Source organism: Burkholderia sp. BCC1638, from assembly GCF_902833195.1.
Classification (GTDB): Bacteria; Pseudomonadota; Gammaproteobacteria; order Burkholderiales; family Burkholderiaceae; genus Burkholderia; species Burkholderia diffusa.
This window is the reverse complement of the sequence record NZ_CADFEC010000030.1, coordinates 15,133-29,291: the sequence shown is the minus strand read 5'-3', so window position 1 is coordinate 29,291 and position 14,159 is coordinate 15,133. Positions and strand designations below refer to the sequence as shown.

General features: G+C 67.4%; 13 protein-coding genes and 5 pseudogenes. 7 read left to right on the top strand and 11 right to left on the bottom strand.

Annotated elements, in window-relative coordinates:
• Positions 1-35: 35 nt before the first annotated feature.
• The 3 genes from HWX22_RS26010 to HWX22_RS26000 form a co-directional block, all read right to left on the bottom strand.
• A complete protein-coding gene (locus HWX22_RS26010) occupies positions 36-347 on the bottom strand; it encodes a hypothetical protein (protein WP_059536992.1) in 312 nt (103 codons plus the stop codon).
• Complete coding sequence (locus HWX22_RS26005) at positions 344-613, bottom strand: hypothetical protein (protein WP_175908947.1); 270 nt, start codon at positions 611-613, stop codon at positions 344-346. The genes HWX22_RS26010 and HWX22_RS26005 overlap by 4 nt, the downstream gene beginning before the upstream one ends.
• Positions 614-821: 208 nt before the next feature.
• On the bottom strand, positions 822-1,124 hold the full coding sequence (locus HWX22_RS26000; protein WP_175908946.1) for a hypothetical protein: 303 nt from the start codon (positions 1,122-1,124) through the stop codon (positions 822-824).
• 154 nt (positions 1,125-1,278) lie between these two features.
• On the opposite strand from HWX22_RS26000, the gene HWX22_RS25995 reads away from it, so the two are divergent.
• The 5 genes from HWX22_RS25995 (at position 1,279) to HWX22_RS25975 (ending at position 5,039) form a co-directional block, all read left to right on the top strand.
• Positions 1,279-1,533, top strand: coding sequence for a hypothetical protein (locus tag HWX22_RS25995; protein WP_175908945.1), 255 nt, complete (start codon positions 1,279-1,281; stop codon positions 1,531-1,533).
• Between the two features lie 88 nt (positions 1,534-1,621).
• The gene (locus tag HWX22_RS25990; RefSeq protein ID WP_059537001.1) at positions 1,622-2,053 is read left to right on the top strand and encodes a CBS domain-containing protein; all 432 of its coding nucleotides are present in this window, start codon (positions 1,622-1,624) and stop codon (positions 2,051-2,053) included.
• A 91-nt stretch (positions 2,054-2,144) separates the two neighbouring features.
• Positions 2,145-2,627 carry a PRC-barrel domain-containing protein gene (locus HWX22_RS25985; RefSeq protein WP_059537005.1) on the top strand — a complete coding sequence of 161 codons (483 nt, stop codon included), beginning with the start codon at positions 2,145-2,147 and terminating at the stop codon, positions 2,625-2,627.
• 282 nt (positions 2,628-2,909) lie between these two features.
• On the top strand, positions 2,910-4,205 hold the full coding sequence (locus tag HWX22_RS25980) for an MFS transporter (RefSeq protein ID WP_059537009.1): 1,296 nt from the start codon (positions 2,910-2,912) through the stop codon (positions 4,203-4,205).
• 51 nt (positions 4,206-4,256) lie between these two features.
• Positions 4,257-5,039, top strand: a complete 783-nt coding sequence (locus HWX22_RS25975; protein WP_175909055.1) for a substrate-binding domain-containing protein — start codon at positions 4,257-4,259, stop codon at positions 5,037-5,039.
• Between the two features lie 24 nt (positions 5,040-5,063).
• Here HWX22_RS25975 and dctA read toward each other — a convergent pair whose 3' ends face one another.
• Complete coding sequence (dctA, locus tag HWX22_RS25970; protein ID WP_175916662.1) at positions 5,064-6,395, bottom strand: C4-dicarboxylate transporter DctA; 1,332 nt, start codon at positions 6,393-6,395, stop codon at positions 5,064-5,066.
• Between the two features lie 43 nt (positions 6,396-6,438).
• The gene (locus HWX22_RS25965; RefSeq protein ID WP_059700805.1) at positions 6,439-7,362 is read right to left on the bottom strand and encodes a LysR family transcriptional regulator; all 924 of its coding nucleotides are present in this window, start codon (positions 7,360-7,362) and stop codon (positions 6,439-6,441) included.
• A gap of 459 nt (positions 7,363-7,821) precedes the next feature.
• On the opposite strand from HWX22_RS25965, the pseudogene HWX22_RS25960 reads away from it, so the two are divergent.
• Positions 7,822-8,427, top strand: a pseudogene (locus HWX22_RS25960) (NAD-dependent epimerase/dehydratase family protein); the annotation flags it as partial.
• A gap of 41 nt (positions 8,428-8,468) precedes the next feature.
• On the opposite strand, the gene HWX22_RS25955 reads toward HWX22_RS25960, so the two are convergent.
• The 3 genes from HWX22_RS25955 to HWX22_RS25945 form a co-directional block, all read right to left on the bottom strand.
• On the bottom strand, positions 8,469-10,775 hold the full coding sequence (locus HWX22_RS25955) for an ATP-binding protein (RefSeq protein WP_175916661.1): 2,307 nt from the start codon (positions 10,773-10,775) through the stop codon (positions 8,469-8,471).
• A gap of 199 nt (positions 10,776-10,974) precedes the next feature.
• Positions 10,975-12,342, bottom strand: a complete 1,368-nt coding sequence (locus HWX22_RS25950) for a sigma-54 dependent transcriptional regulator (RefSeq protein WP_175908943.1) — start codon at positions 12,340-12,342, stop codon at positions 10,975-10,977.
• 184 nt (positions 12,343-12,526) lie between these two features.
• Entirely contained in the window at positions 12,527-12,694 is a 168-nt protein-coding gene (locus tag HWX22_RS25945) for a hypothetical protein (RefSeq protein WP_175916660.1), read from the bottom strand.
• Between HWX22_RS25945 and HWX22_RS25940 the strand changes: the two are divergent.
• Positions 12,693-13,033 (top strand): annotated as a pseudogene (locus HWX22_RS25940) (sigma 54-interacting transcriptional regulator); the annotation flags it as partial. The gene HWX22_RS25945 and the pseudogene HWX22_RS25940 overlap by 2 nt on opposite strands.
• Here the strand turns inward: HWX22_RS25940 and HWX22_RS25935 are convergent.
• The 3 pseudogenes from HWX22_RS25935 to HWX22_RS25925 form a co-directional block, all read right to left on the bottom strand.
• Positions 13,018-13,439 (bottom strand): annotated as a pseudogene (locus HWX22_RS25935) (glycosyltransferase family 1 protein); the annotation flags it as partial. The pseudogenes HWX22_RS25940 and HWX22_RS25935 sit on opposite strands and share 16 nt — an antisense overlap.
• Positions 13,429-13,591, bottom strand: a pseudogene (locus tag HWX22_RS25930) (glycosyltransferase family 9 protein); the annotation flags it as partial. The pseudogenes HWX22_RS25935 and HWX22_RS25930, both read right to left, overlap by 11 nt.
• A pseudogene (locus HWX22_RS25925) lies at positions 13,587-13,922 on the bottom strand (alcohol dehydrogenase catalytic domain-containing protein); the annotation flags it as partial. The pseudogenes HWX22_RS25925 and HWX22_RS25930, both read right to left, overlap by 5 nt.
• Between the last annotated feature and the right edge of the window lie 237 nt (positions 13,923-14,159).

Genomic DNA, 14,159 nt, shown 5'->3' with positions numbered 1-14,159 from the left:
GAGTCGGCGGCAGGGGCCGGCCGTGGCGACACGGCTCAGAGCCGGTTGAAATGGAAATCGCCGGCATATGCGGTGGGCGCGCGGCGCGCCATCATCATGTCGAATTCGGCGGCGACACGGGCCAGCGCACCGCGTTGCCGCTCGGTACCGGCCTGCTCGAGCGCCGTGAATGCGTCGGCGTCGAAGGTGACGGTCAACGACGCCGGATGGCCATCGACACGAAAGCCGAAATGCAATGCGCCGGCCGGCTGCTCCTCGACATGGAACGGCATCGCGCGCGCCTCGAAATGGCGGCCGAGCGTCTCGGCCACGTCGCGCAGCATGCCGGGTTTCACGCGAATGCTCATCGTGGCCCCTCCTTGAATCGGATGAACGCCACCGGCGGCACGCCCGTCGGCGGCACGTGGATCGGCGGCTCACGCGTCGGCGGCTCGCGTTCCGGTGGCGGCTGCTCCGGCGGATCGCCTTCCGGATCGTGATACGGCTCGGGCGTGCCGGGCGGCAGGTCGTCCGGCGGGGGCGGTTCGGGGTCGGGCTCGACGTCGGGAATCACCGGCTCGGGCCGATGCAGCGACTGAGCGGGATTTCGGACGACATCTCGGTTCATGGGCATGCGTTCGTTGTGCTGTCGTGACGGCATCGGATTGCGGCACGTTCGCCGCTCGATGCGCTACGCACTCGGTGGCCGCAAGCCGCGTGCCGGTCATTCGTGCCGCATTTCGCTTGTCGACGCGCCGCCCCGCAAGCTGACATGCAACCCGCCACGCGGCGCGACGTGCATTCGCTACACCGCGCGCTGCAATTCTTTCAAGGCCATCGCGTTACCCGTCGTACGCGGCCATCACGAGCCACAACTCGTGGTCGTCGTCGCGCACCCGCGCGGCGAGCGCATACGAATCGGCCGGCTCGCACGCGCGCTGCAGCGCGAAGCGCGCCGGCTCGGTCGAGCCGAAGGTCTCGTCGAGCGGCCGCACGTCGGCCTTGCCTTCGAACATGCGGCGATCGGGCCGGTAAATCAGCGGCTCCTGTTTCCATGTGATGAAGTGACTCTTCACCGACTCGAACCCTCCGCCGCAGACGTTGACTTCATAGCGCACTCCCGGCCGCCGTTTCGGAATCTTCATCGTGCCCTCCCGTTCGATGTGCGTGTGCATGCGGCGCGTGGCGCCGCGTGTTGTCGTCGTTGCTACCGACATGGCAAGTCGCGTGCCGCCGCCATGCAGCGGGCACGGCCGTTGCGCGATGAGCGCCTCAACGTCACCGACACGGAGGCATGCCATGAAGGATTCGACCCGTTCCGGCCGCGACGCGCCGACGCACGAACCGCATCCCGATCCGTCGCCGCCGCTGAAGGACCAGGACCACACGAAAACGCGCCACTCCGAGCGGCATATCGACAAGCAGCTGGAGGACACGTTCCCCGCGAGCGATCCGCCGGCGACCGGCGGCGTCACGCGCATCGAGCCCGACACGCCGCCGGGCACGCACGACGACGGCCCGTGGCAGAACCCGGCCAAGCGCCGCGACGAATGACCGTCGGCGATTCGACGAACACGCGTGCCGAACGGCACGCCGCTTGCTGACTCGTACGGCCCGGACTCAAACCTGCAAGGAGGACTTCATGCATCGCGTCAACGAAATCATGTCGCAGGACGTCGTGCGCATCGCGCCGACCGACTCGATCCGTCATGCGGCGCAACTGATGGAGCGCTACGACATCGGCGCGCTGCCCGTGTGCGACAACAACCGGCTGATCGGCATGGTCACGGACCGCGACCTCGCGGTGCGCGCGATCTCGGCCGGCAAGCCGCCGGAGACGCGGATCCACGAAGTTGCGTCGGGCCCGATCGAATGGTGTTTCGAGGACGATTCGCTGGACGAGATCCAGCACTACATGGCCGACGCGCAACTGCGCCGCCTGCCCGTCGTCGATCACGACAAGCGCCTCGTCGGCATGCTGTCGCTCGCGGACATCGCGACACGCACGGCCGGCCCCGCGCGCGACGACGTCGCGAACACGCTCGAAGGCGTGTCGCAACCGAAGCGTACGTGACGGGGCGATCCTCGCCCCGCCCGACAACCCCGCGCGACCCGCAGGGCCCATCCCGGGCACGGTCGCGCTCCACGCAACCAGGAGGACAACCATGCAGACTTCCGATCGAGGACAGACGCGCATCATCGGCAAGGGCGCCGCGACGGCGGCCGGCCCGGGTCCCGACGTGATGGCGGCCGACACGCTGGAAGGCGACAAGGTCTACACGACCGACGGCGACGACGTCGGCAAGATCAAGGACATCATGCTCGACGTGCGCTCGGGCCGCGTCGCGTACGCCGTGCTGTCGAGCGGCGGCGTGCTCGGCATCGGCGACAAGCTGCTCGCGATCCCGTGGAGCGCGCTCACGCTCGATACCGAACGCAAATGTTTCTTGCTGTCGGTGTCGTCGGAGCGGATCCGCAACGCGCCGGGCTTCGACAAGGATCACTGGCCGGCAATGGCCGACCCGCAATGGGCCGAGCCGCTGCACGAGTTCTACGGCAGCGCGCCGTACTGGAGCGCGGGCGACGAGCTCGGGCTCACCGATCCGACCGAGGAACTGAACGATCCTCGCACGCGCGGGCGGCACTGACCGTTCGTGATTTGCCGGTGGTTCAGGCGACAGGCCCCGCGAATGCGGGGCTTTTTTTGGCTTTTCGACGGATCCCGGAGCCGGCCCAATCCACTGAGGCCGGCGTCGCCGGCCGCCGTCCGTGCATGCGTCCGGCGCGCCGCGCCGCCTGATTGATAACCATACGACATCAATCCTTCCAAAAATCGCACTTATCGTTTGTCCGTCTCCGGGCGAATATTGCCGAAACGACAATCGACCGCTCCCCCGGCGCATTCTTCCCGATTTCCTGGAGACACTCTGATGCACCCCTCGCCCAGCCTTCCGACCGCACGGTCGAAGGCCGCCGCGGTATTCCGCGTGACGGCCGGCAACTTCCTCGAGCAGTTCGACTTCTTCCTGTTCGGCTTCTACGCAACCCAGATTTCCGCCGTATTCTTTCCCGCCGCAAGCGAGTTTGCGTCGCTGATGATGACCTTCGCCGTCTTCGGCGCCGGCTTCCTGATGCGGCCGCTGGGCGCGATCGTGCTGGGTGCGTACATCGACGACGTGGGCCGCCGCAAGGGCCTGATCGTCACGCTGGCGATCATGGCGAGCGGCACGATCCTGATCGCGTTCGTGCCGGGCTACGCGACGATCGGCCTGCTCGCGCCCGTGCTCGTGCTGGTCGGGCGCCTGCTGCAGGGCTTTTCGGCGGGTGCAGAACTCGGCGGCGTGTCGGTCTATCTCGCCGAGATGGCCACGCCCGGCCGCAAGGGCTTCTACACGAGCTGGCAGTCCGCCAGCCAGCAGGTCGCGATCGTCGTCGCGGCCGGCCTCGGCTTCGCGCTCAATCAATGGCTGAGCACGTCGGCCATCGCCTCGTGGGGCTGGCGCGTGCCGTTCTTCGTCGGCTGCATGATCGTGCCGTTCATCTTCATGCTGCGCCGCAATCTCGAGGAAACGCAGGCGTTCAAGGCCCGCAAGCATCGTCCGGGCATGAAGGAAGTGTTCGGGACGCTGGCGCGGAACTGGGGCGTCGTGATCGCCGGCATGATGCTGGTCGCGATGACCACCACGAGCTTCTACCTCATCACGGTCTACGCGCCGACCTTCGGCAAGACGGTCCTGCACCTGAGCACGGCCGACAGCCTGCTCGTCACGCTGTGCGTCGGCGTGTCGAACTTCGTGTGGCTGCCGATCGGCGGCGCCCTGTCCGATCGCATCGGCCGCCGGCCGCTGCTCGTCGGCATGACGCTGCTCGCGATCGCCACCGCCTACCCGGCGCTGTCCCTGCTCGCGCATGCGCCGTCGTTCGTCAACATGCTGCTCGTGCTGCTTTGGCTGTCGTTCATGTACGGGATCTACAACGGTGCGATGGTCGTCGCCCTGACCGAAGTGATGCCCGTCGAGGTGCGCGTGGCGGGTTTCTCGCTCGCGTACAGCCTCGCCACGGCCGTGTTCGGCGGCTTTACGCCGGCCATCTCGACGGCGCTCATTCACATGACCGGCGACAAGGCCGCGCCCGGTTACTGGATGAGCCTCGCCGCGGTGTGCGCGCTGCTCGCGACGTTTGCCCTGTATCGCCGGCAGACGGCCACGCTGACGCCGGCGCACTGAAGCCTCACGCAGAACGACCCGTCCCGACTCCACATGTCCAAGACCACGACCATGAAGAACCTGCTCCTGAAACTCTGCGCGACCGCGCTCGTCGCCACCTCGGCGGTCGCCGCGAACGTGCAGGCCGCCGACCTGCACGTGATGAGCTCGGGCGGCTTCACCGCCGCCTATAAGCTGCTCGGCCCGCAGTTCGCGTCCCGCTCGGGCAACACGCTCGAAACCGCACTCGGCCCGTCGATGGGCAAGTCGCCTGAAGCGATTCCGAACCGGCTCGCGCGCGGCGAGCCGGCGGACGTCGTGATCATGGTCGGCTATGCGCTCGACGATCTGATCAAGCAAGGCAAGGTCAAAGCCGGATCGCGCGTCGAGCTGGCCGATTCGCGCATCGGCATGGTCGTGCGCGACGGCGCGGCGAAACCCGACATCAGCACGGCCGAAGGCCTCAAGCAGGTTCTGCTGCATGCGAAGTCGATCGCCTACTCCGACAGCGCGAGCGGTGTCTACATCGAGCGCGAGTTGTTCAAAAAGCTCGGCATCGAGGACCAGGTGAAATCGAAAGCGGCCATGATCCCGCGGATCCCGGTCGCATCCGTGGTCGCGAACGGCGACTACGAGATCGGCTTTCAGCAGGTGAGCGAACTGCTGCCCGTGAAGGGCGCGACCTTCGTCGGGAAGATTCCCGAATCGCTGCAGTCGGTTACGCGCTTCGCGGCCGGCATCCCGGTCGGCGCGCAGCACCCGCAGGAAGCGAAGGCACTTCTCGACTATCTCGCGTCGCCGGACGTGCAGGCCGAAGTGAAATCGACCGGGCTGGATTCCGTCTCCGCACACTGAGCACGACCGACGGGAAGGTGCGCGTCAGACCGCCTTCCCGTCGGGCCCGGCGCCGGCCTCCGCACCATCGGCGCCATCGGCGCCATTCGGGCCAGCCGGCCCGGTCCCGTTCAGCATCCGCGCGAGACGCGCGCGATCGCACGCCCCTTCCCGCATCGAAACGAAGATCACCGCGCACGCGTTGCTGATCACGCTCGTCAGCGCCCGCGCCTCGGACATGAAGCGATCGATGCCGACCAGAAGCGCGACGCCGGCAACCGGCAGGTCGGGCATCACGGCGAGCGTCGCGACGAGCGCGACGAGCCCGCTGCCGGACACGCCGGCCGCGCCCTTCGACGTCAGCAGCATGACGGCCAGCATCGCGGCGATCTGCGGCGCGGAAAGCGGCACATCGCACGCCTGGGCGATGAACAACGCGGCGAGCGTCAGATAGATCGCGGTGCCGTCCAGGTTGAACGAGTAACCGGCCGGCAGCACGAGCCCCACGACGCCCTTGTCGCAACCGAGCGACTCCAGCTTGACGATCAGCCGCGGCAATACCGGCTCCGTCGACGAAGTCGCGAGGACGATCAGCAACTCCTCGCGGATGTAGCGCAACAGCCGCCACAACGCGAAACCGTGCAGCCGCGCGAGCGGCGCGAGCACCAGCGCGACGAACAACGCGCAGGCCACGTAGAACGACGCCATCAGCCACGCGAGCGAGCCGACCGAGCCGATGCCGAAGCGCCCCACCGTGAAGGCCATCGCGCCGAATGCGCCGAGCGGGGCGAGCCGCATGATCATCGCGAGCACGAGAAACACGATCTGCGCGACGCCGTCGATCAGCGCCAGCACGGGCCGCCCGGCCTGCGGATACGCGTTCAGCGAAAAACCGAACAGCAGCGACAGCAGCAGCACGGGCAGCACCTCGCCCTGCTGGAACGCGCCGAGCATCGTATCCGGGATCACGCTCAGCGCGAACTCGACGAGGCCGCGCGGTTGCGCATGCTGCGCGTATTGCGCCAGGACGCTCGCGTCGAGATGGCGCACGTCGACGTGCATGCCGGCGCCGGGGCGCAGCACGAACGCGGTGACGAGCCCGAATGCGAGCGCGGCGGCGGTCAGCAGATAGAACAGCACCAGCGCGCGGACGATCGTGCGTCCGATGGCCTGCCCGTTCGCGAGCGACGTGATGCCGGAGACGATCGTGCAGAACACGATCGGCGCGATCATCATCCGCACGAGAGCGACGAATGCATCGCTGAGCGGTTTGAGCGCCGCGCCGGCCGACGGCCAGAAGTGGCCGACGCTCACGCCGAGCGCCATCGCCAGCAGAACCTGCACGTAAAGCGAACGAAGCGGTCTTGCCAGCCTCATGCTGCGGTCTTCCTCGATGTTCCGGTCGTATTCGTCACGTGCATTACTTCGATGCATCGCTGCGCGTCGCACCGCCGCGCCTGGCGTCGATGACCGCCCGGTGAAACTCCTCCGCGGCGGGCGTCAGCGGGCGTCCGCGCCGTTTCACGATGCCCACCCGGCGCTTGACCGAAGGTTCGACGAGGGGCACGCTCGTGAGCAGCGGATGGTCGTGTCCGGGCATCGCCATCGACGGCACCGCGGCGACGCCGAGCCCCGCTTCGACCAGCCCGAGCATGGTCGTCACGTGGCGCGTCTCGCACACGCTCGGCGCGCGCGGCGCGACGCTCGTCAGTGCCTGGTCGAGCAACAGACGGTTGCCGGACGTCTTGTCCACGGACACGTACTCGTATTCGTAAAGTTCGTTCCAGGTCACGCGCTTCTTGCGCGCGAGCGGATGATCGCGCCGGCACGCGGCAACGAATCGCTCCTGCAGCAGCAGCTTGAACTCGACCTCGGACTCCTGGCTGCCCATGAAGCTCACGCCGAAATCGGCCTCTCCGCTGATGACGGCGCTCAGCACCTCGTTCGCGCTCGCATCCAGCAGCTTGACCCTGATGCGCGGAAAGCGGCGATGATAGCTCGCGATCACGTTCGGCAGGAAATAGTAGGCCACCGACGGCACGCACGCGATCGTCACGTGACCGAGGCGGCTCGACGAAACGTCGCGGATGCCGAGCAGCGCCGCGTCGAGATCGTCCAGCAGTTGCTCGGCGCTCGGCGCGAACACGCGGCCGACCGTCGTCAGCGTGACGCTGCGCGTCGTGCGCTCGAACAGACGCACGCCGAGCGCTTCCTCCAGTTTGTCGATCCGGCGACTCAACGCGGGCTGCGAAATGCTGATCGCCTCGGCGGCCTTGCGGAAGCTTCCCAGCTCCACCACCGCGCGAAACGCCTGCAAGTCGGTCAAATCGAAGTTGATTCCCACGGGTCTGGTCTCCGCATCTCGAATGCCGCGTATTGTGCACGATTCGGAGAAGCACACCCAGCCGGGACATGCCCAACCGCGACGCTCCGGGCGCGCCGGCATGCCGCGTGCGGCGGGCGAATGCGCGCGGCAGGACGACGCCCGATACCGTTTTACAAGCGCCGTGTACGGCCCCAGATCGGCCACACTCGATCGCTCGCGGCGGCTCTCGCCTGTCGCCGGATGCTGTCCCGACGCGAACTACGCCGCATGTCGACTGCATGCAGCATGCCGGTTGCTGCACGAACTGCACAGCATCGATCTGGGAGCCGCCGATGTGCACACCGCCGATGTTCCGACTCGCCCGGATCTTCCCCCCGCTTGCCATCCACCGTCGTGCGCACGTCGACGCGCGCGCGGCGCACCGTGCGCTGGCCGCGCGAGAACAGCGTGGCCGCGACGTGATCGAACAGGCGCGGCGCGTGCTACGACGAACGCAAGCGCTGCGTGGAAACGCTGTTCATGGATTATCACCGCCAGTACGGTGTCGATGTCCGGATCGCGCGGATCTTCAACACATATGGCCCGCGCATGCATCCGGCCGACGGGCGCGTCGTCTCCAACTTCATCACGCAGGCGCTGGCCGGCAAGCCGCTGACCGTCTACGGCGACGGCAAGCAGACGCGCTCGTTCTGCAATGTCGACGACATGGTCGATGCGCTGGTCCGGTTGATGGACGAACCGGGCGACGCATGCGAGCCCGTGAACCTCGGCAGCGACGACGAGATCGCGATGATCGACATCGCGTGCGAGGTCGTGAGGATCGTCGACACGACGGTCGCGATCGAATTCTGTCCGCTGCCGTCCGACGATCCGCGCCAGCGGCGGCCCGATCTCGACGCCGCGCACCGGCGCCTCGGCTGGCGCGCGACGACACCGCTCGCGAGTGGGCTCGCGCATACCGCGCGGGATTTCATCCATCGGCAGGTCGTGCATCACACGCCGGGCGACCTCGTGCGCAGCACGCAGATCGCATCGCACATGCTCGCGCAGATCAGCACACGAAACCGGCCGGCGGCGACCTGAGCAGGACGGCGTGACGCGCGACGGCCCGTACCCGTCGCACGTCAGCGGTCGCGCGTCGTCATGCTCGCGATCTTGTGCGCCAGCTCGCGAACGTCGACCGGCTTGCACAGATAGCCGTCGAAACCCGCTTCGAGCGCGCGGCGCTCGTCGGCGAGGCCGGCGTGTGCGGTCACGGCGAGCACTCGCATATCGGGCGGGGTGCCGCCGTTCGCGGCGCCGCTGCGCAACGCGTCGAGCAGCCAGAAGCCGTCACCGTCGGACATCGCGAGATCGGACAGCACGACGGTCGGCTTCACGTCCGCGACGATCGCAAGCGCGTCGCGGCCCGACGACGCGATGGCGACGGTCGCGCCGAGCGTGCCCAGTGCGGCGGTCAGGCTCGCGCGTGTGGTGGCGTCGTCGTCGACGATCAGGATGCGCTGCGAGTCGAGCATCAGCGGATCGAGCAACCCGTCGTGCTGCGCGATGCCCCACGCCATTGCCCCCACCGGCTGCCAGCCTGCCGGCAACGTCACGGTGAACGTGGCGCCGCGATCGCGGCCCGCGCTTTCGACGCGGACCGTGCCGCCGTGCAGTTCGGCGATATGCCTCACGATCGAAAGACCAAGACCGAGCCCGCGCCGCGACGACGCGGGCGAATCGTCCGCGCGGCGGAACATGTCGAACACGTACGGGATGAACTCCGGCGCGATGCCTTGCCCATCGTCGGAGACGGTCAGCGTCGCGTGCGCGGCGTCGCGCGACAGCGTGACCGTCACCGTACCGCCCGCCGGCGTGAACTTCAGCGCGTTCGACACGAGATTCGACAGCATTTGCCGCAAGCGCTCCGCGTCGCCCGACACCACGCATGCCGGCGCGGCGCAGTCGAATCCGAGCGCGATGCCGGCCGACGACGCGGCCGTCTGGAGTGCGTTCGTCGCATCGGCGAACAGCCGCACCACGTCCACCGGCATCGCCTCGATCCGCAGCTTGCCGGTCGCGAGCGACGATGCGTCGAGGATGTCGCCGACCATGCGCGTGAGCGAACGCGCGCTGCGGTCGATCGCGTCGATCGCCTGCTGCTGCAATGCGTCGTCGCGCGAATTGCGCAGCACCTCGACCCAGCCGTAGATCACGTTCAGTGGCGTGCGCAGTTCGTGCGATACGGTCGCGAGCAGTTCGTCCTTCAGACGGTTCGACGTGTCGGCCTGGTCGCGCGCGTCGCGCGCGCCTTGCAGCGAACGGTGCGCGCGCAGGTCGCGGCGGCGCTGTGTGCCGGTCTCGCGCAGCGTCAGCGACAGCGCGACGCAGCGGCGCGCGTCGCCTTTCACCGGGCATGCGGATACCGTCGCGCGAAAGCGCCGGCCGTCGCGGCGCACGCACAGCAGCTCGAGCGGGCCGACCGGTTCGCGCAACGCGTCGAACGTCTCGGCCAGCGGGTTGCGCGCCAGCCAGCGCATCGCGACCAGCGTTTCGAGCGGCCGCCCGCACGCGTCGTCCTCGCCGTACCCGAAGATCCGCTGCGCGGCCGGGTTCCAGCTCACGATCCGGCCGTGGCTGTCGACCCCGATGATCGCGTCCGGCGATGCCTCGACGACCGCGAGCTGCAACCGCGACTTGTCGGTGAGCACGCGCGCCATGCCGCCATCGCGCAACAGCAGCACCGCGCCGTCGATGTTGCCGTCCGCATCGGCGATCGGCGACGCCGCCTCGACGATCGGCACTGGCCGGCTGTCGTCGGCGCCGTGCAGCCAGTACCGGTCGGACAACGCATGCGCGCCGCCGAGCGCACGGTCGAGCGGCGTCGTCTGCACGCGCCGGCCGTCGTGATCGAACTCGCGCAGCACGTCGCGCACGGGTCGACCTGCCGCCTCGTCCAGGCCGCAACCGGCCAGTTCGGCCGCCGCCTCATTCAGGTAAGTCACCTGGCCTTTCGCATCGGTCGCGATCACGCCGTGCGGCAGCGCCTGCAGCACGGCATCGAGCTGCCGCCGCGCGTCGGCTTCCCGCTGGCGCGCGAGCTCGTTCGTGAGGCGCGCGTGGCGAAGCATCGCCGTCACCGCGCACACCAGCGCCCCGACCAGCAAGAAGGTGCCGAGCCGCACGAGGCGGGCCGGCAACGGTTCCGTATAGGCGCCGGGATCGGACAGGAACAGCGTCCAGACCAGCAGCCCGCTCGCCGCGGTCGACAGGATCCCGAACAGGAACGACGTCGCCCACGCGGCGCCGGCCAGCATCGAGTAGTACAGGACGAGCGACAGGTTGACGCCGCCGAAGCGGATCGCCAGCGCCTGCAGCACGGTCGCGATCGCGACGAGCATCACGACGGTGGCGTAATTTCCGGCCTGCGGCCGTGCAAAATCAATCATCGGACACGCTCCTGCCGGCGAACCGGCGGAGAACGGCCATGCGCGAACGAACGAGCACGTTACATGCTCGGCCGCGTGTGGTGAGCCGGGAGACCTTCACGCCATGACTGCTCCGACGGGCCGGCTCGACATCTCGCCTCATCTCGACGACGCCGTCTTCGGTTGCGGGCGCACGCGCATGAGCATGTCCTGCACGACATCAGGAATCCGGTTTCTCCACTTCGTCTTCCAGTTGCGCGAGCCGGTTGTAGATCGTCTTCAGGCTGACGTCGAGCACCTCCGCCGCCTGCGCCTTCACGCCGCCGCATCGCGCGATCGTGCCGAGAATCAGCTTGCGGTCGACTTCCTCGAGCGGCGTGCCGAACGGCACCGTCACGCGCTCCTCGTTCGAGTCGACCATGTTCGACAGTTCTTCCATGATCGGCGGCGGCAGCGTATCGATCACATCAGCGTCGCTGAAGATGCTCGCGCGCTGCACGAAGTTGCGCAGCTCGCGCACGTTGCCGGGCCACGCGTAAGTCTTCAGCGCTTCGCGCGCGGCCGGCGCGAAGCGCAGGTTGCGGCCGCTTTCCTCGTTGTAGCGCTGCAGGAATGCATCGGCGAGCATCGGGATGTCGTCGCCGCGCTCGCGCAGCGACGGCAGCGGAATCGGAAACACGTTGATCCGGTGATAGAGGTCGGGCCGCAGCTTGCCTTCCGCCATCGCACCTTCCGGATCGCGGTTGGTCGCCGCGACGATGCGCACGTCGACATCGATCTCGCGCGTCGAGCCGAGCCGCGTGAGCCGCCCGGTTTCCAGCACGCGCAGCAGCTTGACCTGCGATTCGACCGGCATCTCGGTGATTTCGTCGAGGAACAGCGTGCCGCCATCCGCGCGCTCGAAGAAGCCCTTGTGCTGCCGCTCGGCGCCGGTGAAGCTGCCGCGGTCGTGGCCGAACATCTCGCTCTCGACAAGGTTCGCCGCGATCGCGCCGCAGTTCACCGCGAGGAACGGGCCGCGGCGGCGCAGGCTCAAATCGTGAACCGTCTGCGCGGCGAGTTCCTTGCCCGTGCCCGACTCGCCGGTGAGCAGCACCGACGCTTCGGTACGCGCGACGCGACCGATCGCATCGTAGACGGCCTGCATCGCGGGCGAACTGCCGAGCATCCGGCCAAAGCGGCCAAGACGCTTCAGCTCGGAGCGCAGTTCGGCGATTTCCTCGTGCAGGGCGGTGGTGCGCGGCACGCGCGCGAAGATGCTGTTCAGCCGCTGCATGTTGAGCGGTTTAACCAGATAGTCGCTCGCGCCGCGCCGCAACGCATCGATCGCGGTTTCGAGGCTCGCATGACCGGTGGTCAACACCATTTCGCAATGCGAGCGCTTGGGCAATGCGTCAAAGAGATCCATCCCATTGCCGTCCGGCAGTACGAGGTCGCACAGCACGAGATCAGGGGTATGCGTTGAAACGAGCGTGCGCGCTTCTTCGAGCGTCGCGGCCGTGTCGCAGGCGAGCTGCTGCGCCTGTGCGAGCGTCGCGAGCATCATGCGCGTATCGGCATCGTCTTCGACGATCAGGACATAAGGCATCGAAGCTCCTTGGTGGTGCGGCTCGGGCGCCAAGATCGCCGAAACCGCGGCGGGCATGCGATGCGGGGTACGACGCCGGCATCTGGCGCCACGTCCGCATTGCACACGAATGAGCAGACTAGCTGTCCTGCAATGACAAACGAGTGCTTAGCAGAATAGAAGAAGCACGTCGCGCGATCGCCGCTCATCGAATAAATCTATCCCCCGGCGGCCGAGGCATTGCCAGATTCAATCCGGCAATTCCAGCATAAAAGGTATGATTTCCACATGAAAAAAAACGACGCATGACGGTCATTTTTTCATCCAGCCCTCGACGATTTCGGTCAATACTTCCCAGCGCGATATCACTCATGTCGAAATCCGACGATGACGGCACGCGATTGTTCGGCCGCTCGCAAGCGATTCAGAATCTGCTGCTGGAGGTATCGCGCGGCTCATCCACGACATGAGCCCGCGCCGGCGCGGGCCGTTCGTACCCGTCAATTGCGGCGCGATTCCGAAGGACATCGCGGAATCCCATTTGTTCGGACACGAAAAAGGCAGCTTCACCGGCGCCGTTCCACAACATGTGGGCATGTTCGAAGCCGCGCGCGGCGGGACGCTGTTTCTCGACGAAATCGCGGAAATGCCGGCGGGATTGCAGGTGAAATTGCTGCGCACGCTCGAGTCGAACACGATCACGCGCGTCGGCGTGACGCCGCTGTCCCACATCAGCGCGTTGAACGGCGTCACGTGCACCAGCAACACGTTCGGGTCCTGCACCGGGTGCAGCGTGTCGGTCGGATGCTCGCGCGGCGGATCGTGTTCGACGAACAGCGCCGGCAACGCCCGCTGCGCGTCGCTCAGGAGCCGCAACCGGTCGTGCGCGTAGTGATTGTGTGCTGGTACAGCACGCAGTCGAACTCGGTGTCGCGCACGCACTCGACGGGCACCTCATACACGTTGTCGCCCCACGGCAGGTGCCCGACCCGCCCCGCGTAACCGGGCGGATGCTGCGGCTTCGTCACGATGTAGAAATCGTGCGGTGCCTGCGACAGGTAATTCAGATAATTGCCGTGCACGTGCCAGGTGAGCACACGCAACGGCTTACGTGACATGACGTCTCTCCTCCGCGAGCAGTTCGCCCGCACTTTCCATCACGTCGTCGACGCCGATCGCTGCCGCAGGCGACGACAATGCTCGGCGTGCCGAACGCCGCCGCGACATGCGACACGCCCGTGTCGTTGCATAGCACGAGACGCGCGCGGCCCGCCCGGGTTCGCGACGTCGCATTGCGCGGTGTAGCCCGCGCGGCAGTACACGCAGCTGCCGCACGCGATCGTCGACGGAATCAGCCCGCGATCGCCGCGCTTCAGGTTGCGCACGTCGCGCCCGACCGTCTCGACGATGCCGACGCCCTCATGGCCGAGGATCGTGCCCGGCTTCATCCCGCCGAGCGTGCCGCGCACCATGTGCAGGTCGGTGCCGCAGATCGCGCTGGCCGTGAGGCGCACGACCGCGTCGGTCACGTCGGCGACTTCCGGGTCGGGTACCGTATCGATGCGAATATCGCCGATGCCGTGAAATACGACTGCTTTCATGTCAGGCCCTCCTTGTCGAAAGCGGAAACGGTATGGATACCGTCGTGCTGTTCGAGCAAGGCGCACGCCCGTCGGCGAGGGGAACACTGGGCGGTTCGCGTTCGGGTTCGTCGTCGCGAACAGCGTCGCAAACGCATCGACGGCGCAACCGGAGTCGCGGTACACCGGCCTCCGCGCTTGTCGCGACGCTGCAACGACCGTTGCATACGCAACGCGTTGACCATAGCGTGCATCCCT

What these genes read in the sequence shown, in the direction of transcription:
- HWX22_RS26010 (WP_059536992.1), bottom strand. Translation starts at nt 347, where the DNA reads ATGAGCATTCGCGTGAAACCCGGCATGCTGCGCGACGTGGCCGAGACG.
- HWX22_RS26005 (WP_175908947.1), bottom strand. Translation starts at nt 613, where the DNA reads ATGCCCATGAACCGAGATGTCGTCCGAAATCCCGCTCAGTCGCTGCAT.
- HWX22_RS26000 (WP_175908946.1), bottom strand. Translation starts at nt 1,124, where the DNA reads ATGAAGATTCCGAAACGGCGGCCGGGAGTGCGCTATGAAGTCAACGTC.
- HWX22_RS25995 (WP_175908945.1), top strand. Translation starts at nt 1,279, where the DNA reads ATGAAGGATTCGACCCGTTCCGGCCGCGACGCGCCGACGCACGAACCG.
- HWX22_RS25990 (WP_059537001.1), top strand. Translation starts at nt 1,622, where the DNA reads ATGCATCGCGTCAACGAAATCATGTCGCAGGACGTCGTGCGCATCGCG.
- HWX22_RS25985 (WP_059537005.1), top strand. Translation starts at nt 2,145, where the DNA reads ATGCAGACTTCCGATCGAGGACAGACGCGCATCATCGGCAAGGGCGCC.
- HWX22_RS25980 (WP_059537009.1), top strand. Translation starts at nt 2,910, where the DNA reads ATGCACCCCTCGCCCAGCCTTCCGACCGCACGGTCGAAGGCCGCCGCG.
- HWX22_RS25975 (WP_175909055.1), top strand. Translation starts at nt 4,257, where the DNA reads ATGAAGAACCTGCTCCTGAAACTCTGCGCGACCGCGCTCGTCGCCACC.
- dctA (WP_175916662.1), bottom strand. Translation starts at nt 6,395, where the DNA reads ATGAGGCTGGCAAGACCGCTTCGTTCGCTTTACGTGCAGGTTCTGCTG.
- HWX22_RS25955 (WP_175916661.1), bottom strand. Translation starts at nt 10,775, where the DNA reads ATGATTGATTTTGCACGGCCGCAGGCCGGAAATTACGCCACCGTCGTG.
- HWX22_RS25950 (WP_175908943.1), bottom strand. Translation starts at nt 12,342, where the DNA reads ATGCCTTATGTCCTGATCGTCGAAGACGATGCCGATACGCGCATGATG.
- HWX22_RS25945 (WP_175916660.1), bottom strand. Translation starts at nt 12,694, where the DNA reads ATGAGTGATATCGCGCTGGGAAGTATTGACCGAAATCGTCGAGGGCTG.